The organism is [Mycobacterium] fortunisiensis (assembly GCF_019050325.1).
GTDB classification, from domain to species: domain Bacteria; phylum Actinomycetota; class Actinomycetes; order Mycobacteriales; family Mycobacteriaceae; genus Mycobacterium; species Mycobacterium fortunisiensis.
In genome coordinates this window covers 124,067-144,980 of record NZ_VOMB01000020.1, presented here as the reverse complement: position 1 = coordinate 144,980, position 20,914 = coordinate 124,067, and the positions used below count along the sequence as shown (strand labels likewise).

General features: G+C 67.9%; 22 protein-coding genes. 16 read left to right on the top strand and 6 right to left on the bottom strand.

All coding sequences use genetic code 11. The features are described 5' to 3' along the window. Nucleotides 1–16: 16 nt before the first annotated feature. A complete protein-coding gene (locus tag FR943_RS16735; protein ID WP_217159170.1) occupies nucleotides 17–541 on the top strand; it encodes a YbhB/YbcL family Raf kinase inhibitor-like protein in 525 nt (174 codons plus the stop codon). Between the two features lie 83 nt (nucleotides 542–624). Here the strand turns inward: FR943_RS16735 and FR943_RS16730 are convergent, their stop codons facing one another. From FR943_RS16730 to FR943_RS16720, 3 genes are read right to left on the bottom strand one after another with little or no spacing between them, the layout of a single operon-like run. Continuing rightward, complete coding sequence (locus tag FR943_RS16730) at nucleotides 625–1,689, bottom strand: quinone-dependent dihydroorotate dehydrogenase (protein WP_308170581.1); 1,065 nt, start codon at nucleotides 1,687–1,689, stop codon at nucleotides 625–627. Further along, complete coding sequence (locus tag FR943_RS16725) at nucleotides 1,686–1,955, bottom strand: DUF5703 family protein (RefSeq protein WP_217159169.1); 270 nt, start codon at nucleotides 1,953–1,955, stop codon at nucleotides 1,686–1,688. The genes FR943_RS16730 and FR943_RS16725 overlap by 4 nt, the downstream gene beginning before the upstream one ends. Beyond that, a complete protein-coding gene (locus FR943_RS16720) occupies nucleotides 1,952–2,995 on the bottom strand; it encodes a YncE family protein (RefSeq protein ID WP_372448177.1) in 1,044 nt (347 codons plus the stop codon). The genes FR943_RS16725 and FR943_RS16720 overlap by 4 nt, the downstream gene beginning before the upstream one ends. A gap of 108 nt (nucleotides 2,996–3,103) precedes the next feature. On the opposite strand from FR943_RS16720, the gene FR943_RS16715 reads away from it, so the two are divergent. The 5 genes from FR943_RS16715 to FR943_RS16695 are packed head-to-tail and all read left to right on the top strand — an operon-like array spanning nucleotide 3,104 to nucleotide 6,427. Continuing rightward, nucleotides 3,104–3,415, top strand: a complete 312-nt coding sequence (locus tag FR943_RS16715) for a hypothetical protein (protein WP_217159166.1) — start codon at nucleotides 3,104–3,106, stop codon at nucleotides 3,413–3,415. A gap of 55 nt (nucleotides 3,416–3,470) precedes the next feature. Next, the gene (locus tag FR943_RS16710) at nucleotides 3,471–4,301 is read left to right on the top strand and encodes an undecaprenyl-diphosphate phosphatase (protein ID WP_217159696.1); all 831 of its coding nucleotides are present in this window, start codon (nucleotides 3,471–3,473) and stop codon (nucleotides 4,299–4,301) included. Nucleotides 4,302–4,339: 38 nt separating this feature from the next. Next, nucleotides 4,340–5,011, top strand: coding sequence for a histidine phosphatase family protein (locus tag FR943_RS16705; RefSeq protein WP_217159165.1), 672 nt, complete (start codon nucleotides 4,340–4,342; stop codon nucleotides 5,009–5,011). A gap of 35 nt (nucleotides 5,012–5,046) precedes the next feature. After that, entirely contained in the window at nucleotides 5,047–5,634 is a 588-nt protein-coding gene (locus FR943_RS16700; protein ID WP_217159162.1) for an Rv2134c family protein, read from the top strand. Further along, nucleotides 5,618–6,427, top strand: a complete 810-nt coding sequence (locus FR943_RS16695) for an Rv2133c family protein (RefSeq protein WP_217159160.1) — start codon at nucleotides 5,618–5,620, stop codon at nucleotides 6,425–6,427. The genes FR943_RS16700 and FR943_RS16695 overlap by 17 nt, the downstream gene beginning before the upstream one ends. Here the strand turns inward: FR943_RS16695 and FR943_RS16690 are convergent. Then, nucleotides 6,424–6,831, bottom strand: a complete 408-nt coding sequence (locus tag FR943_RS16690; protein WP_217159158.1) for a DUF2628 domain-containing protein — start codon at nucleotides 6,829–6,831, stop codon at nucleotides 6,424–6,426. The two genes, FR943_RS16695 and FR943_RS16690, sit on opposite strands and share 4 nt — an antisense overlap. A gap of 91 nt (nucleotides 6,832–6,922) precedes the next feature. Here FR943_RS16690 and FR943_RS16685 point away from each other — a divergent pair, with 91 nt between their 5' ends. The 4 genes from FR943_RS16685 to FR943_RS16670 all read left to right on the top strand — a co-directional run bounded on the left by FR943_RS16685 (nucleotide 6,923) and on the right by FR943_RS16670 (nucleotide 11,377). After that, entirely contained in the window at nucleotides 6,923–7,684 is a 762-nt protein-coding gene (locus FR943_RS16685) for a 3'(2'),5'-bisphosphate nucleotidase CysQ (protein ID WP_217159155.1), read from the top strand. Nucleotides 7,685–7,817: 133 nt separating this feature from the next. Continuing rightward, nucleotides 7,818–9,056: a cysteine--1-D-myo-inosityl 2-amino-2-deoxy-alpha-D-glucopyranoside ligase gene (gene mshC / locus FR943_RS16680; RefSeq protein WP_217159152.1), complete on the top strand. Its 1,239-nt coding sequence runs from the start codon at nucleotides 7,818–7,820 to the stop codon at nucleotides 9,054–9,056. A 74-nt stretch (nucleotides 9,057–9,130) separates the two neighbouring features. Continuing rightward, nucleotides 9,131–10,420, top strand: a complete 1,290-nt coding sequence (locus FR943_RS16675) for an HNH endonuclease (RefSeq protein WP_308170580.1) — start codon at nucleotides 9,131–9,133, stop codon at nucleotides 10,418–10,420. An 18-nt stretch (nucleotides 10,421–10,438) separates the two neighbouring features. Continuing rightward, nucleotides 10,439–11,377, top strand: coding sequence for an SDR family oxidoreductase (locus tag FR943_RS16670; RefSeq protein WP_246585072.1), 939 nt, complete (start codon nucleotides 10,439–10,441; stop codon nucleotides 11,375–11,377). Here FR943_RS16670 and FR943_RS16665 read toward each other — a convergent pair. Beyond that, nucleotides 11,374–12,219, bottom strand: coding sequence for a PAC2 family protein (locus FR943_RS16665; protein ID WP_217159694.1), 846 nt, complete (start codon nucleotides 12,217–12,219; stop codon nucleotides 11,374–11,376). The genes FR943_RS16670 and FR943_RS16665 overlap by 4 nt on opposite strands. 355 nt (nucleotides 12,220–12,574) lie before the next feature. Between FR943_RS16665 and metH the strand changes: the two genes are divergently transcribed. The 3 genes from metH (at nucleotide 12,575) to FR943_RS16650 (ending at nucleotide 18,654) form a co-directional block, all read left to right on the top strand. Continuing rightward, entirely contained in the window at nucleotides 12,575–16,366 is a 3,792-nt protein-coding gene (metH, locus tag FR943_RS16660; protein WP_217159693.1) for a methionine synthase, read from the top strand. 32 nt (nucleotides 16,367–16,398) lie between these two features. Next, nucleotides 16,399–17,082: an HAD family hydrolase gene (locus tag FR943_RS16655; protein ID WP_217159150.1), complete on the top strand. Its 684-nt coding sequence runs from the start codon at nucleotides 16,399–16,401 to the stop codon at nucleotides 17,080–17,082. A gap of 99 nt (nucleotides 17,083–17,181) precedes the next feature. Further along, entirely contained in the window at nucleotides 17,182–18,654 is a 1,473-nt protein-coding gene (locus tag FR943_RS16650; RefSeq protein WP_217159147.1) for a sugar porter family MFS transporter, read from the top strand. Here FR943_RS16650 and FR943_RS16645 read toward each other — a convergent pair. Beyond that, on the bottom strand, nucleotides 18,651–19,151 hold the full coding sequence (locus tag FR943_RS16645) for a hypothetical protein (protein WP_217159144.1): 501 nt from the start codon (nucleotides 19,149–19,151) through the stop codon (nucleotides 18,651–18,653). The two genes, FR943_RS16650 and FR943_RS16645, sit on opposite strands and share 4 nt — an antisense overlap. A gap of 37 nt (nucleotides 19,152–19,188) precedes the next feature. On the opposite strand from FR943_RS16645, the gene FR943_RS16640 reads away from it, so the two are divergent. The 3 genes from FR943_RS16640 to FR943_RS16630 all read left to right on the top strand — a co-directional run bounded on the left by FR943_RS16640 (nucleotide 19,189) and on the right by FR943_RS16630 (nucleotide 20,911). Further along, a complete protein-coding gene (locus FR943_RS16640; protein ID WP_070188706.1) occupies nucleotides 19,189–19,470 on the top strand; it encodes a phosphoribosyl-ATP diphosphatase in 282 nt (93 codons plus the stop codon). A gap of 15 nt (nucleotides 19,471–19,485) precedes the next feature. Then, a complete protein-coding gene (gene hisG / locus FR943_RS16635) occupies nucleotides 19,486–20,340 on the top strand; it encodes an ATP phosphoribosyltransferase (RefSeq protein ID WP_217159692.1) in 855 nt (284 codons plus the stop codon). 88 nt (nucleotides 20,341–20,428) lie between these two features. Then, nucleotides 20,429–20,911: a DUF4126 family protein gene (locus FR943_RS16630; RefSeq protein WP_217159142.1), complete on the top strand. Its 483-nt coding sequence runs from the start codon at nucleotides 20,429–20,431 to the stop codon at nucleotides 20,909–20,911. The last annotated feature ends 3 nt before the right edge of the window (nucleotides 20,912–20,914 follow it).

Here is a 20,914-nt window from a genome sequence, read left to right as displayed (position 1 = left end):
ACGACGAGAGGGAACCATGACCACATCTCCGTACGACAGCCTGCCGAAGCTGCCGACGTTCACCCTGACCTCCGAATCGGTCAGCGACGGCGGGCCGCTGGCCAATGATCAGGTCAGCGGGATCATGGGGGCCGGCGGATCCGACGTCTCGCCGCAGCTGAGCTGGTCGGGTTTCCCGGCCGAGACCAAGAGCTTCGCGGTCACGGTCTACGACCCGGATGCGCCGACGGCTTCAGGTTTCTGGCACTGGGCGGTGGCCGACCTGCCTGCCTCGGTCACCGAGTTGCCCGCCGGCGCCGGGGACGGCGGCGAACTGCCCGGTGGTGCGGTGACGCTGGCCAACGACGCGAGCCTCAAGCGCTACCTCGGGGCGGCCCCGCCGGCCGGGCACGGCCCGCACCGGTACTACATCGCCGTGCATGCGCTGCCGGTCGAGTCACTGGAGCTGCCCGACGGGGCGACCCCGGCCTACCTGGGCTTCAACCTTTTCGGTCAGGCCATCGCGCGTGCCGTCATCCACGGCACCTACGAGCAGCGCTGAGTGAGCGGCTAGCACCGCGAGCGTGCGCGTCTGCTGCCCGCCACTCCGTGTTGGGGCAGCATTCCGCGCACGCTCGCGCCCGGTCAGCGTGCAGCCGAGCCCACCGCGTCGGCCAACGAGGCGAATCCGCCGGAGCGCAACCGCTCGGCGATCCCGTCGTGAATGTGTTTGGCCCACAGGCCGCCGCCGTAGATGAACCCGGTGTAGCCCTGCAGCAGGGTGGCGCCCGCGGTGATCCGTTCCCAGGCGTCGTCGGAAGTCTCGATGCCGCCGACGCTGATCAACACCAGCCTGTCGCCCACCCGGGAATACAGCCGGCGCAGCACCTGCAGGGACCGGGCCGCCACCGGGCGCCCGGAGATCCCGCCGCTGCCCAGCTCGTCGACACCGGGGGTGGCCAAGCCGTCCCTCGATATCGTGGTGTTGGTGGCAACGATGCCGGCCAGGCCCAATTCGACTGCCAGATCAGCGATTTCGTCGATGTCGGCGTCCGAGAGGTCCGGCGCGATCTTGACCAGCACCGGCTTGTCGGTCTCGGCCTTGACCGCGGCCAGGATGGGACGCAGCGATTCGACGGCCTGCAGATCACGTAACCCCGGGGTATTGGGAGAGCTGACGTTGACCACGATGTAGGCGGCCAGCGCGCTGACCAGCCGGGTGCTCTCGGCGTAGTCGGCCACCGCGTCCTGCGGCGGCGTCAGCTTGGTCTTGCCGATGTTCACCCCGATCGGGACATCGGGGGTGTGCCGGGCCAGTCGGATCGCCAGCGCGCCGGCGCCCTCGTTGTTGAACCCCATCCGGTTGAGCAGCGCGTGATCGGCGGGCAGCCGGAACAGCCGGGGCTCGGGGTTGCCGGGTTGCGGCTGTGCGGTCACCGTGCCGACCTCGGCGTACCCGAAGCCGAGTGCGCCCCAGGTGCCCAGTCCGCGACCGTCCTTGTCGAAACCGGCGGCAAGGCCCAGCGGGCCGCCGAACCGCACCCCGAACACCGTGCTCGCCAGCACCGGGTCGGTCGGGGTCAACCGGCGCGCCAACGCCCGGCGCAGCAACGGCACCCCGGTGACCGCGCGCAGCAGGGTGAACACCCACAGGTGAATTCGTTCTGGGGGCGCCAGAAACAGTGCCCGCCGCAGGGCGCCGTAGATCACAGCGACGGCGCCTGGGGTGTGCCCGGCATGGTTGAGGCAGTTTTCTTGCGGCGCAACAGCACCCGTCGGCTCCCATCGGTGTAGGCCCGCACCCGGGTGAGTTCCCAGCCGCGGTACTCGGCCTCGATCGACAACCGGATCGAGGCGCTGATCCTGGTGACATCAGGAGGCAGGCGTAGCGGAATCCAGTCGTACTCTTCGGACAGATCCTCGGCGACCACCTTGTCCCACCCCGGCGGCATGCGGCCCTGCTGGATCGTGGTCATCGGCGGCCCGCCGCATCGTGGATCACCTGAACACCGGCTCCCGAGCCGGACACCACGTAGAGGGTGTCGGTCTTGTCGTCGTAGGCCAGGGAGTTCGGTTGCTGCACGGTTCGATAACGCACCTTTTCCACGGGTATGCCGGTGGACAGATCGTAACCAATGACGGTGTTGGCCGCGGTCTGCGACACCCAGGCCAGCTGCGCGGATCCGGCCAGACCGTAGGGCGCGGCGGGCACCGGGTAGCGCTGCCGCATGATCAGCGGATCGGTGCCGAACACCAGTAACTCGTCGCCCCGGGTGTCGGCCACCAGGACCCGGCCGCGTGCGTCGGCGGCCATGGTGGTGGCGCCCTCGCCGGCCCGCAGCGCCTGGGCGGCCTTGGTTCCGTCGGGGTTGACGGCGGTCACCGAGGTTTGCCCGCGATCCAGCACCACTGCGGTATTGCCCTGTGTGACAAGTGAATCCACTCGCGCGAAGATCTTGAGCCGGACGCTCACGGTGTGGTCGTCGCCCAGCGTATAGAGCGCTCCGTCGGAGCTGCCCAGCACCGGCCGACCGTCGGCACGCAGCGCGATCGCAGTGAATACCGTGTCCGCGGCGCCGTCCACCTCGATTTTGTCGGCCTTGGCGGTGGCGATGTCGACCCGGACGTACCCGCCCCGGGTGGCGGCCAGGATGGCGCCGTGGCCGTCGGGGGCCAGCGCCGTGGCCGCCGGTGCCAGCGCCACATCGCGCACCGGCCGGTTGCCGGTCACCAGGCTCAGAGTGGACCGGCCCTCGGGGGCGGGGCTCAGCACGGCCAGGGTGGCGGTGGCCGGGTCGAACACCGCGGCCTCGGCGCGCCCGGGCAGTTGCCGGATCTCACCGGTCGGGGTCACGGTGACCGGGGGTGAAACAGCGGCCTGAGCGGGCTCGATGGTGGGTGGCGGCGCGTCGGCGGAGTGGGATGTACAGCCCGCGCTGAGCAGCAGGGCCAACGCGACCAGGCCGGCACGAACGGGCTGACCTGCAAGGATTGGGCGCAACGGAGGGCTTTCGATCGGGCGACGGATGTCGGTGACGGGCAAGAATCCAGTTTAGGCATGGCCGTCGGCCGCAATTGGTCGAGTCTGCGACCGACGCGGCATAAGTCGAGGTATGGTTCGACCATGACCCTCGCCGCAGACCGGGAATTGGGTAACCGAGAGTTTGCTATGGAGGATATTTCCACTGGTGTCCACGCCAGCGGATTTGGCCAGGTTGGCGATGGCCGGAGTTTTTCGTTCCACATCGAACGCCAGCAGCTGATGATCGAGGTCTACCGTCCCCGGTTGTCCGGACCGGTTCCGGTGGAGGACGACGTGGTGGCTGTGGCCACCCGCAAACTGACCGATATCGACCTGTCTGACGAACGCAGCCTGTCGGCAACGGTCCGCGACGCCGTCGCCGACGCGCAGCCGGTTTCGCGCGGTACTCGCTGAACGAACCCACCGCTGCCGTCACGGTACGGTCGTCGTCGTGACTGACGTCGGTGCCATGTCCTGGCTGCAAGTGGTGGTGTTGTCGATTGTCCAGGGACTCACCGAGTTTCTTCCGGTCTCGTCGTCCGGGCACCTCGCGATCACGTCCCGGGTGTTCTTCTCCGACGACGCGGGCGCCTCGTTCACCGCTGTCACCCAACTGGGAACCGAGCTGGCGGTGCTGGTGTACTTCGCCCGCGACATCGTGCGCATCATCAGGGCCTGGTTCAACGGATTGTTCGTCGCCGCGCACCGCTCCGCCGACTACTGGCTGGGCTGGTGGGTGATCATCGGCAGCATTCCCATCGGGGTTTTCGGGCTGCTGTTCAAAGACGAGATCCGTACCGGCGCAAGGAATCTGTGGCTGGTGGCGACTGCGTTGATCGTGTTCTCGGCGGTGATCGCCGCGGCCGAGTACTACGGCCGGCAGACGCGCCGTGTCGAGCAGTTGACCTGGCGCGACAGCATCGTGGTGGGTCTGGCCCAGTGTCTGGCGCTGGTACCGGGGGTGTCGCGCTCGGGTGCGACGATCAGCGCCGGGCTCTTCCTCGGCATGGAGCGCGAGTTGGCGGCCCGGTTCGGTTTCCTGCTGGCGATCCCCGCGGTCTTCGCCTCGGGGCTGTTCTCCCTGCCGGATGCCTTTCATCCGGTCGGGGAGGGGATGAGCGCCAGCGGCGCCCAGCTGCTGGTGGCCACGGTGATCGCGTTCGTCGTCGGCTTCGCGGCCATCGCCTGGTTCCTGAAATTCCTGGTGTCGCACAGCATGTACTGGTTCGTCGGCTATCGCATCGTGCTGGGCGCGGTGGTGCTGGCGCTGCTGGGCACCGGAGTGGTGGCCGCGCAATGATTTCAGACAGTGCACGACCCGATAGTGAGGATTGAGAGATGACCGTGATCCTGCTGCGGCACGGCCGTTCGACCTCGAACACCGCGCACACCCTGGCCGGCCGGAGCGACGGCGTCGACCTCGACGAGCGCGGTGCCGAGCAGGCGGCCGGCCTGGCCGCGCGCCTCGGGGAACTGCCGCTGACCGCGATCGTGCGCTCGCCGCTGTTGCGTTGCGAGCGCACGGTGGTGCCACTGGCCACTGCGCTCGGGCTGGCACCGATCGTCGACGAGCGGCTTACCGAGGTGGACTACGGCAGCTGGACCGGACGCGCCATCGGCGAACTGGTGAAGGAACCCCTGTGGAAGGTGGTCCAGCAGCAGCCCAGTGCCGCGGTGTTTCCCGACGGGGAAGGCCTGGCCCAGGTGCAGGCCCGGGCGGTGGCCGCGGTGCGCGAGCGGGACCGGGCGCTGGCCGACGAACACGGCGCCGACGTGCTCTGGCTGGCCTGTACCCACGGCGACGTGATCAAGGCGGTGCTGGCCGACGCGCTCGGTGTGCACCTGGACGGATTTCAGCGCATAACCGCCGACCCGGCCTCGATGAGTGTGATCCGCTACACCGACATGCGTCCGTTCGTCATGCACATCAACCACACCGGCCCGCAATTGAGTGCGGGCTTGGCCGCCAAACCCGCCACGGATGCCGTCGTGGGTGGGTCCACCGACTGACCCGCAGTGCCGATACCGGTATTTTGGAAGGTGCCATGGCCCGCGCAATTCACGTATTCCGCACACCCGACCGCTTTGTGGCCGGGACTGTCGGCCAACCCGGTAACCGCACGTTCTACCTGCAGGCGGTCCACGACAAACGGGTGATCTCGGTGATCTTGGAGAAGCAGCAGGTCGCGGTGCTGGCTGAGCGCATTGCGGCGTTGCTGACCGAGATCAATCGCCGTTTCGGCACGCCGATCCCGCCGGACACCGGTGAGGTGAGCGACCTGCAGCCGCTGGTCACGCCGGTCGATGCCGAGTTCCGGGTCGGGACGATGGGGCTGGGCTGGGATTCGGAGGCGCAGACCGTCGTGGTCGAGTTGCTCGCCGTGTCCGAAGGGGAGTTCGACGCCTCGGTGGTCCTCGACGATGCCGAGGACGGGCCCGATGCGGTCCGGGTGTTTCTCACCCCGGAGTCGGCCCGCGAGTTCGCCACCCGGTCCAATCGGGTGATCTCGGCCGGACGTCCACCGTGCCCGCTGTGCGATGAGCCACTGGACCCCGACGGCCACATCTGCGTTCGTACCAACGGTTATCGGCGCGGTGAGGTGGCCGGGTCCGACGATGCCGCAGACACCTGACGCCACGGTGCTGGCCGACGGTGAGCTGACCGTGATCGGCCGCATCCGGTCGGCGAGCAACGCCACCTTCCTGTGCGAGGCCACCATCGCAGACCGGCAGGTGCACTGCGTGTACAAGCCGGTCCGGGGTGAGGCGCCGCTGTGGGATTTTCCCGACGGCACACTGGCCGGGCGTGAGCTGTCCGCCTACCTGATCTCGGTGGCATTGGGCTGGAACATTGTGCCGCACACCATTGTTCGTGACGGTCCGGCCGGGCCCGGCATGTTGCAGCTGTGGGTGGACCAGCCGGGCGACCAGGTGGGCGATGAGCCCGGCGCCGGCCCCGATCTGGTGGATCTGCTGCCGGCCGGGCACATTCCGCCGGGTTTCCTGCCGATCCTGCAGGCCTACGACTACACCGGTGACGAAGTGACCCTGGTGCACGCCGACGATCCCCGGCTGTTCCGGCTGGCGGTGTTCGACGTCCTGATCAACAACGCCGACCGTAAGGGCGGGCATGTCCTGGCCGGTCTCGACGGCGCGGTCTACGGCGTGGACCACGGGGTGAGCTTGCACGTCGAGGACAAGCTGCGCACGGTGCTGTGGGGCTGGGCCGGCAAGCCCGTCGACGACGAAACGCTGGCCGACGTCACCGCATTGCGTGACGGATTCAGTGACCTGGCAGAGCAACTGTGCCCGCACATCACCGACGCCGAGATCGCCGCGTTGCGGTCCAGAATCGTTGGGCTACTGGAGAACCCGGTGATGCCGACCCCGGATCGGCATCGGCCGATCCCGTGGCCGGCCTTTTAACCCGCGCGCCCGAATCCCTCGAACGGATTCCAGGATTGGCTGCCGCGCACCACATGAAGGTAGTACGCGTAGTTGGCGGTGGACATCGCCAGCGCCGCGATACCGAGTCCGATGGCCCGGGCGATCGTATCGCTGACACCGAGCGACACCCCCACTGCCGCGACCACGACGGTCAACGCCAACAGCGTCAAACCTTTGCGCCACATGCCTTTGACGAAGAAATAGATCGGGCCGAACAGGAAAGCCAAGATGTTCGAGTTGAGCCGCAGCTTGGCCATGAAGCTGAGGTTGCGGTAGGCGGCCTTGGCTGCCGGCGTCGAGTTCGGCTGGCCGTAGGTGTTAAAGAAATCGAACTTCCACCGCCACGAGTCGGACAGGTTGTCGGTCGGGGTCTGCTCGGCCATGGATCTCCTCAACTGGACGACGTGGCCCGACTTTACTGGCACAACGAACCCCGCCAACGCACCAGTTCGACGCGCCACCGATACTGATCCGGTGCACTCGACCGACGCCGACCTGGCTGCCGCCGTGGCCAAGGAGGCCGGTGAGTTGCTGTTGGCCGTGCGCGAGGAGGTCGGTTTCTACGACCCGTACTACCTCGGCGACGAGGGGGACCGGCGGTCCAACGCGCTGATCCTCGACCGCCTGGCCCAGGCCCGCCCCCGGGATTCGGTGCTCAGCGAGGAGGCGGTCGACGACCTGTCCCGGGTCGACGCCGACCGGGTCTGGATCGTCGATCCGGTGGACGGCACGCACGAGTTCTCGCTGCCCGGCCGTGAGGACTGGGCGGTGCACATCGCGTTGTGGCAACGCTCGGTGGGTGTCGACGGGGGACTATCGGATGCCGTGGTGGCCCTGCCGGCCCGCGGCGAGGTCTACCGCAGCGATACCGTCCGCCCGCCTGGGCCACGGCGCGACGGGCCACTGTTGGTCACGGCGAGCTCCAATCGGCCCCCGGCGGTGCTCTGGCGGATCCGTGAGCATCTGGATTTCCGGCTGGTGCGCATCGGCTCGGCCGGGGCCAAGGCGATGGCCGTGGTGCGCGGTGATGTGGACGCCTACATCCACGCCGGTGGGCAGTGGGAGTGGGATTCGGCCGCCCCCGCGGGTGTGGTGCTGGCCGCCGGTCTGCACGCCTCGCGGCTGGACGGCTCGCCGTTGCGGTACAACCGCGCCGACCCGTACCTGCCGGATTTCGTCATGTGCCGTCAGGAGTTGGCGCCGATCCTGTTGGAGGCGATCGGGATGGCCCGATGAGAATTGGGCACAGCGAGGCGGGAATGGATTCGCGCGCCCATTTGTCTGTCTACCTGAACTTGTCTGTCTACCTGAACTGTGCCGGACCGACCGGCGGGAGGCCGTCCTGAGCGAGCACCTTAGAGTCGAGGCCATGCAGTCGTGGTCGGCGCCATCAATTCCGGTACTGCCGGGGCGGGGTCCGCAACTGCGGCTGTACGACACCGCAGACGGGCAGATCCGGCCCGTTGCCCCGGGGCCGACGGCCACCATGTACGTGTGTGGCATCACGCCGTACGACGCCACACATCTCGGGCATGCGGCCACGTATCTGACCTTCGACCTGGTACATCGGCTGTGGCTGGACGCCGGGCACACCGTGCACTACGTCCAGAACATCACCGATGTCGACGACCCACTGTTCGAGCGAGCCGCTCGCGACGGCATCGACTGGCGTGACCTCGGCGACCGCGAAACCCAGCTGTTCCGCGACGACATGACCGCGCTGCGGGTCCTGCCGCCGCGGGACTACGTGGCCGCCACCGACGCGATCGCCGAGGTGGTCGAGCTGGTGGAGAAGATGATGGCCTCCGGCGCGGCCTACGTCGTCGACGACGCCGAATATCCCGACGTCTACTACCGTGCCGACGCCACCGTGCAGTTCGGCTACGAGTCGGGCTATGACCGTGACCTCATGCTGCGGCTGTTCGGCGAGCGTGGCGGTGATCCCGACCGCGTCGGCAAGACCGACCAACTCGACGCCCTGCTCTGGCGGGCGCAGCGCCCGGGTGAGCCGAGCTGGCCCTCGCCGTTCGGGCCCGGCCGGCCCGGCTGGCACGTGGAATGCTCGGCGATCGCGCTGAGCCGGATCGGCTCGGTCGTGGACATCCAGGGCGGCGGCAGCGATCTGATCTTCCCGCACCACGAGTTCTCCGCCGCGCACGCCGAATGCGTCACCGGCGAGCGGCGATTCGCCCGGCACTACGTACACGCCGGGATGATCGGCTGGGACGGGCACAAGATGAGCAAGAGCCGCGGCAACCTGGTGCTGGTGTCACGGCTGCGTGCCGACGGCGTCGATCCGTCAGCCGTGCGGCTCGGACTGTTTGCGGGCCATTACCGGTCGGACCGGTACTGGAGCGACGCGGGGCTGGAGGAGGCCAACCGCCGGCTGCAGCACTGGCGCAGCGCTACCGCGCTGCCCGCCGGGCCGGATGCCACCGATGTGGTGGCCCGGGTGCGCCAGTACCTCGCCGACGACCTGGACACCCCGAAAGCCCTTGCCGCACTGGATGGTTGGTGTACCGACGCGCTGGCCTACGGCGGGCATGACGCGACGTCGCCACGCCAGGTCGCCGACACGGTGGACGCCCTGCTGGGAGTGCAGCTCTAGGTTTGGCTGCGGCCGCCGCTGGTCCTGGGAACTGACGGTTGCGCCGGGGGTTTTGGCGGCCTAGACTCGAACATGTGTTCGATCAGTGTGGGGTTGATCCCGATGCCTCTGAGGGGGCGTTGGTTGATCAGCTGGCCGCGATGCAGCGCGCCGCTGCCGCGATCGCGGCCGGGCAGGTGCGGGTGACCGCACTGCTGGAGGCCAAACGTCATGCGCGGGAGGCGGCCGCGGGGGTGGCGGTGGCCCAGCGGGGCCGTGGTCTGGCCTCCGAGGTCGGGCTGGCCCGCAAGGCCTCCCCGTGGCATGGGGCCAAGTACCTGAAGATGTCGCGGATACTGGTCGAGGACATGCCCTACACGCTGGCCGCGTTGCAGTCGGGGCGGCTGACCGAGGCGCGGGCGATGATCATCGCCGACCAGGCCGCCTGCCTGGCACCGGCCGATCGGCGCGTGATGGATGCCGAGCTGTGTGCCGATCCTGACGTGCTCGACGGGTGCGGGGACCGCAAGGTTGAGGCCGCGGCCGGGCGGGTGGCGATTCGGCTCGACCACGACGCGGTGATGGAACGCATCAGCCGCCATCAGTGCGACCGCGCCGTCACCGCGCGGCCGGCCCCACACGGCATGATGTACGTCACGGCGCTGCTGACCTCGACCGAAGGCCTCACGGCCTATCAGTCGTTGCAGGCCGAAGCCGCTGCCGCCGCGGCGGCCTCGATCGCCGCCGGCGATGGATGCCAGGGGCGGGGCGCGTTGATGGCCGATGCCTTCTACCGACGCGTCACCGGCCGTGAGGTCGCCGCCGCGGTCCCGGTCGCGCTCAACCTGGTGGTCTCCGACGAAAGCTTGCTGGCCCACGGCCCCGACCCGGCGGTGTTGACCGGTTACGGCCCCATCCCCGCGGCGGTGGCCCGGCAGATGGCCTTGGCCGCACTGCTCGATCCCGAGGCCGAGGCCACGGTGCGCAAGCTCTACGCCGATCCGGCCACCGGCAACCTGGTCGCCCTGGAATCGGCCGCCCGGGCCTTCCCCAAAGGGCTGCGCTGGCTGATCGCGCTGCGTGACCAGCGCTGCCGCACCCCCTACTGCAACGCACCGGTCCGCCACATCGACCACATCACCCGCCACGCCGACGGCGGTCCGACCAGCGCCGGCAACGGCCAAGGCCTGTGCGAACGCTGCAACTACACCAAAGAACACCCCGGCTGGACCACCGCGACCGTCTACGACCGACACGGCCGCCACACCACCGAACTCACCACCCCCACCGGCCGGACCTACCGAAGTACCGCCCCACCGCTACCCGACGGGGCCCGAATCCTGACCAGCGACATCCACGTCGTGAGGCTGCACCCTGCCGCATAATCAGGGTAGTTTCCGGCCATGGGTTCTGTGAACGGGAAAGTCGTCTTCATCACCGGTGGTGCGCGCGGGATCGGTGCCGAGGTGGCCCGCAGGCTGCGGCGCCGGGGCGCCAAGCTGGTGCTCACCGACCTCGATGAGGCACCACTGAGCGCGCTGGCCGCCGAGCTCGGCGAGGAGCACGTGCTGACGGCGCTGGCCGACGTCCGGGACCTGGCCGCGATGCAGAAGGCCGCGGATGCCGCCGTCGAGCGCTTCGGCGGCATCGACGTCGTGATGGCCAACGCCGGTATCGCCAGCTTCGGTTCGGTTCTGCAGGTGGACCCCGAAGCGTTCAAACGGGTGATCGACATCAACGTCACCGGGGTGTTCAACACCGTGCGCGCCACGCTGCCGGCGGTGGTCGAGCGGCGCGGCTACGTGCTGGTGGTCTCCTCACTGGCGGCGTTCACCTCAGCGCCCGGCCTGGCCGCCTATCACGCCTCCAAGGCCGGGGCCGAGTACTTCGCCAACACCCTGCGCCTGGAGGTGGCCCACCTCGGTGTGGACGTCGGCTCGGCGCACATGAGCTGGATCGACACCCCGCTGGTGCAGGACGCCAAGTCCGATCTGTCGGCGTTCCGGGAAATGCTGTCCAAGCTGCCGCCTCCGTTGAACCGGACCACCACCGTCGACGCCTGCGGGGCGGCCTTCGTCAAGGGCATCGAGGGCCGCAAGAAACGCATCTACAGCCCGGAGTGGGTCGGCGCCTTCCGATGGATCCGGCCGTTCGTCACCACCCCGCCCGCCGAGCGCGACATCCTCAAGTTCACCCCGACCCTGCTACCCAAGCTGGACGCCGAGGCGGCCGCGCTCGGCCGCTCGACCAGTGCCCGCATCGAGGCCTTGGAGAACCCAGAGAAGCCAGAGAAGCCGGAGAAGCCAGAGACGCCGGAGAACCCAGCGAAGCCAGAGGGCTAACGGCCCCTGCGCCGCAGGTAGCGCTCGAACTCCGCGGCCAGTGCGTCGCCGTCGATCTTGCCGAGCACCTCGTGCATGTCCACCTCGGCGTCGCCGCGCTCCTCCAGTGAGGCCACGTACTCGGCGATCTCCTCGTCTTCGGCGGTCATCTCGGAGACGGCCTGCTCCCACTCCTCGGCGGCGGCGGGCAGATCGGCCAGCGGCACCTCGACGTCGAGGACATCCTCGACCCGGCGGAGCAGCGCCACCGTGGCCTTCGGGTTGGGCGGTTGCGACACATAGTGCGGAACCGCCGCCCAGAACGTCACGGCCGGGATGCCGGCCTGGACGCAGGCGTCCTGGAATACCCCGGCGATGCCGGTCGGGCCTTCGTAGCGGGTCTCGTCCAGGCCGAAGAACTTGGCGGAATCGGCCGAGTACGCCGAGCCCGAGACCGGGACCGGCCGGGTGTGCGGGGTGTCGGCGAGCAGGGCGCCCAGGATTACCACGGTCTGCACGTTGAGCTTGTCGGCGATGGCCAGCAACTCGGCGCAGAACGTGCGCCAGCGCATGTTGGGTTCCACACCGTGCATCAGCACCACGTCACGGCTGCTGCCCGGGGGGCGGCAGTGCGAGATCCGCATCGAGGGCCAGACCAACTCCCGGGTGACCCCGTCGACCTGGCGGATGACCGGGCGATTCACCTGATAGTCGTAGTAGGACTCGTCGTCGATTTCGACGATCTGCTCGGCCTCCCAGATCGCATCCAGGTGGTCCAGTGCGTCACTGGCCGCATCGCCGGCGTCGTTCCAGCCCTCGAAGGCGGCTACAATTATCGCGTCCGTCAATTCGGGCAGATTCATGCGCCGGCCGGCGTTAGGATACGGCGGTGTCACACCTTCAGCGTAAGCCTTGGATGGTGCCGGTGAGCCGGTTGTGCTCGTGGGTCGCCACAACGCCGATCGGCCGGTTCGATAGACCGACTATCCTGTTCGTGTGACCGACGGCGTGGTCGAGACGAAATATGTTCGGCTGCAATCTGGTTAGCCGTGGTGCCGGGGTCGATCGCAGCGACGAATTGGGCGTCCAGACGTCGTCTTGGTGACGACGTATACTCGGCAGGTCGAGAGGCGTTGCAACGGTTCCGGTTTTCGCCGGTGGCCGCCACGCTCGGCAGAGTCAAGGACGCCTTCCGTTACGGAAGGAGCGCACGTGGACATTGTTCAGTCGGACACCGTTCAGTCGGACACCCCCAAATCGAACACCCCTGATTCGAAGGCCTTTGCGCCGAACATCCGTCCCGACTGCACCGACGAACTGACGTCAGCTCTGCGCCGGCGCATCGTCGTCATCGACGGCGCGATGGGCACCGCGATCCAGCGGGACCGGCCGGACGAGGCCGGCTACCGCGGGGAGCGATTCACCGAGTGGCCGACGGCTCTGCAGGGCAACAACGATCTGCTCAACCTGACACAGCCGCAGATCATCGAGGGCATCCACCGCGAATACCTCGAGGCGGGCGCCGACATCCTGGAGACGAACACGTTCAACGCGAACGCGATCTCGCTCTCCGACTACGACATGGCCGACCTGAGCTACGAACTGAACTACGCCGGCGCCGCCCTGGCCCGCAAGGCCGCCGACGAGTACAGCACCGAGGACAAGCCCCGCTACGTCGCCGGTGCCATCGGGCCGACGACGCGGACCGCATCGATCTCGCCGGACGTCAACGATCCCGGCGCCCGCAACGTCTCCTACGACCAGCTCGTCGACGCCTACCTCGAATCTGTGGGCGGACTGGTCGACGGGGGAGCCGACCTCATCCTGATCGAGACGATCTTCGACACCCTCAACGCGAAAGCAGCGGTGTTCGCCGTCGAGACGCTGTTCGAGCAGCGCGGCCGCCGCTGGCCGGTGATCATCTCGGGCACGATCACCGATGCGTCCGGGCGGACCCTGTCCGGTCAGGTCACCGAAGCATTCTGGAACTCGATCAGGCACGCGAAGCCGATCGCGGTGGGCCTCAACTGTGCACTCGGCGCGCCCGACATGCGGCCCTACATCGCCGAGATGGCGCGGATCGCGGACACCTATGTGTCCTGCTACCCGAACGCGGGCCTGCCCAACGCATTCGGCGAGTACGACGAGTCGCCCGAGCGTCAGGCCGGCTACATCGCCGAGTTCGCCGACGCCGGCCTGGTCAACCTCGTCGGTGGGTGCTGCGGCACCGCACCGGAGCACATCGCCGAGATTGCCAAGGTCGTCGAGGGCAAGTCGCCGCGTGAGCTGCCCGAAGTCGAGGTGGCGACCCGGCTGGCCGGCCTGGAGCCGCTCAACATCACCGAGGACTCGCTGTTCGTGAACATCGGTGAACGCACCAACATCACCGGCTCGGCCCGGTTCCGCAACCTGATCAAGGCCGAGGACTACGACACCGCGCTGTCGGTCGCCCTGCAGCAGGTCGAGGTCGGTGCGCAGGTCATCGACATCAACATGGACGAGGGCATGATCGACGGCGTCGCCGCGATGGACCGGTTCACCAAACTGATCGCGTCCGAACCCGACATCAGCCGCGTCCCGGTGATGATCGACTCCTCCAAGTGGGAGGTCATCGAGGCAGGCCTGAAGAACGTGCAGGGCAAGCCGATCGTCAACTCGATCTCCATGAAGGAGGGCGAGGAGAAGTTCATCCGCGAGGCCCGGCTGTGCCGCAAGTACGGCGCCGCCGTCGTGGTGATGGCCTTCGACGAGACGGGGCAGGCCGACAACCTGGAGCGCCGCATCCAGATCTGCGGGCGCGCCTACCGGATCCTGACCGAACAGGTCGGCTTCCCGGCCGAGGACATCATCTTCGACCCGAACTGCTTCGCGCTGGCGACCGGCATCGAGGAGCACGCGACATACGGCATCGACTTCATCGAGGCCTGCGCCTGGATCAAGGAGAACCTGCCCGGGGTGCACATCTCCGGCGGTATCTCCAACGTGTCGTTCTCGTTCCGGGGCAACAACCCCGTCCGCGAAGCGATCCACGCGGTGTTCCTGTACCACGCCATCAAGGCCGGCCTGGACATGGGCATCGTCAACGCCGGTGCCCTGGTGCCCTACGACTCGATCGACCCCGAGCTGCGGGACCGCATCGAGGACGTCGTGCTGAACCGGCGCGCGGACGCGGCCGAGCGGTTGCTGGAGATCGCCGAACGGTTCAACACGAAGAACGCCGGGGAGGACGACGCGGCGGTGGCCGAGTGGCGCAGCCTGCCGGTCCGCGAGCGCATCACCCACGCCCTGGTCAAGGGCATCGATGCCCACGTCGACGACGACACCGAGGAACTGCGGGCCGAGATCGCCGCCGCGGACGGGCGTCCGATCGAGGTGATCGAGGGCCCGCTGATGGACGGCATGAACGTCGTCGGCGACCTGTTCGGCGCGGGCAAGATGTTCCTGCCCCAGGTCGTCAAGTCGGCCCGGGTGATGAAAAAGGCCGTGGCCTACCTGCTGCCGTTCATCGAAGCGGAGAAGGAACAGAACGGGACGGCCGATACCAAGGACACCAACGGCACCATCATCATGGCGACGGTCAAGGGCGACGTCCACGACATCGGCAAGAACATCGTCGGGGTTGTGCTGCAGTGCAACAACTTCGAGGTGATCGACCTCGGTGTGATGGTGCCGGCCCAGAAGATCCTGGACGCGGCGCGGGAGCACAACGCCGACATCATCGGACTGTCCGGTCTGATCACCCCGTCGCTGGACGAGATGGTCAACTTCGCCGTCGAAATGGAACGCGAAGGCCTGGAGATCCCGCTGCTGATCGGTGGCGCGACCACCTCGCGCGCCCACACGGCGGTGAAGGTGGCGCCGCGGCGCAAGGGCCCGGTGGTCTGGGTCAAGGACGCCTCCCGCTCGGTGCCGGTGGCCGCCGCGCTGCTCGACGACAAGCAGCGTCCCGCCCTGCTGGAGGCCACCGCAACCGATTACGCCGCCCTGCGTGAACGGCACGCCCAGAAGAACGAGCGGCCGATGCTGACGTTGGAGAAGGCCCGGGCCAACCGGACGCCGATCGAGTGGGACGGCTACACACCGCCAGTGCCCGCCCAGGGGCTCGGCGTGCGCGAATTCACCGACTACGACCTCGCCGAATTGCGCGAGTACATCGACTGGCAGCCGTTCTTCAACGCCTGGGAGATGAAGGGGCGGTTCCCCGACATCCTCAACAACCCGGTCACCGGCGAGACCGCCCGCAAGCTGTACGACGACGCCCAGGAGATGCTCGACACCCTGATCAAGGAGAAGTGGCTCCGGGCCAACGGGGTGATCGGCTTCTTCCCGGCGAACGCAGTCGGTGACGACATCGAGGTCTATACCGACGACACCCGCACCGAGGTGCGGACCACGTTGCACAACCTGCGCCAGCAGGGCGAGCACCGCGACGGTATCCCGAACCGGTCACTGGGCGACTTCATCGCCCCCAAGGAAACCGGGATCGCGGACTACGTCGGCGCCTTCGCCGTCACCGCGGGGCTGGGCAGCGGCGAAAAGATCATGGAGTTCAAGGCGGCCCTCGACGACTACAGCGCGATCCTGCTGGAGTCGCTCGCCGACCGGCTGGCCGAGGCGTTCGCCGAACGGATGCACGAACGGGTCCGCCAGGAGTTCTGGGGGTACCAGCCCGACGAACAGCTGGACAACGAGGAACTCATCGGCGAGAAGTACGTGGGGATCCGTCCGGCCCCCGGCTACCCGGCCTGCCCCGAGCACACCGAGAAGACGACGCTGTGGGAGCTGATGGACGTCCACGAGCGGACCGGCATCGAGCTGACCGAGTCGATGGCGATGTGGCCGGGTGCCGCCGTCAGCGGCTGGTACTTCTCGCACCCGCAGTCGCAGTACTTCGTGGTCGGCCGGATGGCCCAGGACCAGGTCGCCGACTACGCCAAGCGCAAGGGCTGGACCCTGGCCGAGGCCGAACGCTGGCTGAGCTCCAACCTGGCCTACAACCCCGAGGACTGAGTCTGTCCTTGGGGCCATGGGACAATCGGATCATGCGTGCGGTGCTGTGGGACATGGACGGCACCCTCGTCGACTCCGAAAAGCTGTGGGACATCTCCATGCAGGCGCTCTATGCCCGCATGGGTGCGACGCTGAGCCCGCAGGTGCGGGAGTCGACGGTCGGCGGCTCGGCCGAGGGCGTGATGCGGATCGTCTACGACGATCTCGGCCTGGAGCCCGATCCGGCGGCGATGGCCGAATCGGCCGATTGGCTGCACGAGTACACCGGCGAACTGTTCGCGCAGGGGCTGCCCTGGCGGCCGGGCGCCCAGGAGATGCTGGACGCGTTGACCGTGGCCGGGGTGCCGATGGCGTTGGTCACCAACACTCGCCGGGACCTGGCCGAGCGGGCGCTCAACAGCATTGGCCGCCACTATTTTTCGGTGACCGTGTGTGGTGACGAGGTGCCCAGCGCCAAGCCGGCCCCCGATCCGTACCTGCGGGCCGCCGAGTTGCTCGGCCTGCCCACCGCGTGTTGCCTGGCGGTCGAGGATTCGGTGACCGGTACAGCCTCGGCCGAGGCGGCCGGCTGCCCGGTGCTGGTGGTGCCCAACGATATCGAGGTGCCCGACGGTCCGCGGCGCCGGCACGTCGCCTCGCTGAACGGCTTGGCCGTGGCCGATCTGCGTGCGGTGTACCGAGATCTGGTCGGGCGGACGGACGAGCGCACCGCTTGACGCGTCGGCAGGCTAGCTGCCCAGATATGCCGCGACCGCCGCGCTGACTGTGCGATTGTGAGGGTGACCGGTTACGCATCGTTGCGGAGAGGACGCGTCATGTCACACGGCCCGGCAGGTGACGGCACTCCCACCGTCGGCGACGAGGACACTCCGTCGGGCATCAGCGCGCTGCGCATCGCGTCGGTGGCGGCCCTGGGCGGGTTGCTGTTCGGTTACGACAGCGCGGTGATCAACGGCGCCGTCGACGCCATCCAACACCACTTCGGGATGAGCAACTTCGTTCTCGGGGTCACGGTGGCCTCGGCGTTGCTGGGCGCCGCTGTCGGCGCCCTGACCGCGGGCCGCCTCGCCGACCGGATCGGACGCGTCGCGGTCATGAAGCTGGCGGCGATGTTGTTCCTGCTGAGTGCGATCGGCTCGGCATTGTCGCCGCACGTCACACTGATCGTCTGCTTCCGCATCGTCGGCGGGATCGGGGTGGGCGTCGCTTCGGTGATCGCGCCGGCCTACATCGCCGAGACCTCGCCACCGCGGATCCGGGGGCGGCTCGGCTCCCTGCAGCAATTGGCCATCGTGACGGGCATTTTCGTGTCGCTGACGATCGACTGGGTGCTCGCCCATCTGGCCGGCGGATCGGATTCCGAGCTCTGGCTCAACATGGAAGCCTGGCGCTGGATGTTCCTGATGATGTCGATCCCGGCGCTCCTCTACGGCGCGCTGGCGTACACCATCCCAGAGTCGCCGCGTTATCTCGTTGCCACACATCGTATTCCGGAGGCCCGCCGGGTGCTGTCGATGCTGCTGGGGGAGAAGAACCTGGAAATCACGATCGGCCGCATCGAGGACACGCTCAAGCAGGAGAAACCGCCGTCGTGGCGGGACATGCGCAAACCGACCGGCGGCATCTACGGCATCGTCTGGGTTGGCTTGGGGCTGTCGATATTCCAGCAGTTCGTCGGCATCAATGTGATCTTCTATTACTCGAACGTGTTGTGGCAGGCGGTCGGGTTCGACGAGAGTTCCTCGTTCGTCATCACCGTGATCACCTCGGTGACCAACATCATCACCACCCTGATCGCGATCGCCCTGATCGACAAGGTGGGCCGCAAGCCGCTGCTGCTTATCGGGTCGACCGGGATGGCGATCACGCTGGCGACGATGGCGGTGATCTTCAGCACGGCCGGCACCCACGAGGTGTTCGACACCAAGACCCAGGAGATGGTGCAGCAGCCCTATCTGGCCGGGGCGTCCGGACCGATCGCGCTGATCGCGGCCAACCTGTTCGTGGTGGCCTTCGGGATGTCCTGGGGCCCGGTCGTCTGGGTGCTGCTCGGCGAGATGTTCCCCAACCGGATCCGGGCCGCGGCGCTCGGCCTGGCCGCGGCCGGCCAGTGGGTGGCCAACTTCCTGATCAGCGTGACGTTCCCGGGTCTTCGCGACGTGCTCGGCGCGGCGTACGGCTTCTATGCGGTGTGCGCGCTGCTGTCGCTGTTGTTCGTCTGGCGCTGGGTCGAGGAGACGAAGGGCAAGAACCTCGAGGACATGCACGCCGATGCGCTGGGTCGCTAGCGCCGGGAGGAGTGCTCCGACCCGGGCGGCAGCGGTGGCGGCTCGTAGTCGTCGGTGTAGGGCGCGCAGCTGACGCTACGGCCGATCTCGGTGGCCGCCTCGATCAACGTCTCCGGTGCGATGCCGCGGTGGGCCAGGTAGACCTCGCAGTGCCCGACGATCATCCAGATGCTGGACAGCTGCCTCTGGACCACGGCGAACTCGTCGGGCGCTGCGCGCGGCACCTCGGCGGTGTCCAGCATCAGTTCAGCTGAGCAGCGCAGCTCGGAGATCTCGGCGGCGACGTCGGTAACCGGCAGGATCGCGAGGGTGAGGATCGGCACCGCGGCCACTTCGGTGGCCCAGGACGCGGACAGGCAATCGCTGGGAGAAATCGGGTTGGCCAGGCGATTGTTCTGGATCAGGCCCTCGAGGGGCAGGTGTTTGGCCAGTATCGTCCGGATTGCCGCGACCCGGGAAGTGTAGGTGGACAGCTCGTGGCCGGCTGATTCGCTCACCCTTCCATTGCACCCCACAAATGGACCCCCGCCGAGCATGAAACAATTCATGCCTGTGAAGACCTTCGAGGCCCTGTTCGCCGAACTCAGCGACAAAGCGCGCACCCGACCCGCCGGCAGCGGCACGGTCGCCGCACTTGACGCCGGTGTCCATGGGCTCGGCAAGAAAATTCTGGAGGAAGCCGGCGAGGTGTGGCTGGCCGCCGAGCACGAGAGCGACGAATCGCTCGCCGAGGAGGTCAGCCAGTTGCTGTACTGGACCCAGGTGCTGCTGATCTCCCGCGGTCTGACCCTCGACGACGTCTACCGGAAGTTGTGAGCCGTGGCCGACCAGATGTTGCGCGTCGCGGTCCCCAACAAGGGTTCGCTCAGTGAAGCGGCCGGCGAGATCCTGGCCGAGGCCGGATATCGGCGCCGCCGCGATCCGAAGGATCTGACCGTCGTCGATCCGGCCAACAACGTCGAGTTCTTCTTTCTGCGGCCCAAGGACATCGCGATCTACGTGGGGTCGGGGCAGCTCGACCTGGGCATCACCGGGCGTGATCTGGCCGCCGATTCCGACGCGCCGGTGCGTGAGCGGCTGTCACTGGGCTTCGGCAGTTCGACGTTCCGCTACGCCGGGCCGGCCGGCCGGAATTGGACCGCGCAGGATCTGGCCGGCAAGCGGATCGCCACCTCGTTTCCGAACCTCGTCCGCAAAGACCTTGCCGCCCAGGGCATCGAAGCCTCGGTCATCCGGCTCGACGGTGCCGTGGAGATCTCGATCCAACTCGGGGTCGCCGACGTGATCGCCGACGTGGTCGGCTCGGGTCGCACCCTGGGGTTGCACAACCTCGTCGCCTTCGGCGCACCGCTGTGCGAGTCCGAGGCGGTGCTGATCGAGCGCGACGGGGCGCAGGGCGACGGCAGTGCCGCGGCGCGCGACCAACTCACCGCGCGGGTGCAGGGCGTGGTGTTCGGTCAGCAGTACCTGATGCTGGATTACGACTGCCCGCGTGCGGTTTTGGATCAGGCCTCCGCGGTGACGCCGGGGCTGGAGTCCCCGACCATCGCGCCGCTGGCAGATCCGGACTGGGTGGCCGTGCGGGCCCTGGTGCCGCGGCGCGACGTCAACGCCATCATGGACGAGATCGCCGCGATCGGCGCCAAAGCGATACTGGCGTCGGATATTCGGTTCTGCCGGTTCTGACCGGCGACACCGCCCTTTCTGATCGGCGCGTGCGGCGCCAGATTGCGTGTTAGCGTCCGGGGGACAATTCCAGGCCTCGGAGGTTGCCATGACGCATTTTCTGGTTCTGCTGTTGGCTTTGTTCATCGGCGTGGTGGCAGGTTTGCGGGCATTCACCGCGCCGGCCGCGGTGGCCTGGGCTGCGGCATTGAGCTGGATCAACCTCGACGGCACCTGGGTGCAGTGGTTGGCACATCCGATCACGGTCACCGTACTGACGATTCTGGCTGTGGTGGAACTGGTTACCGATCAGCTGCCGCGTACCCCGAGCCGTAAAACCCCGGTGCAGTTCGTCGCCCGACTGATCACCGGCGGTTTCGCCGGCGCGGTCATCGGCACCGCGTGGGGCTACACCTTCGGAGGGCTGGGCGCCGGCCTGATCGGTGCCGTGCTGGGTACGCTCGGCGGCTACGAGGCCCGCAGGCGGCTGGTCGCGGCCAACGACGGACACGACTTGCCGGTCGCCTTGCTGGAGGATGCCGTTGCGGTGCTCGGCGGTTTCGCGATCGCCGCGTTGACGTCGATCGTCTGATCC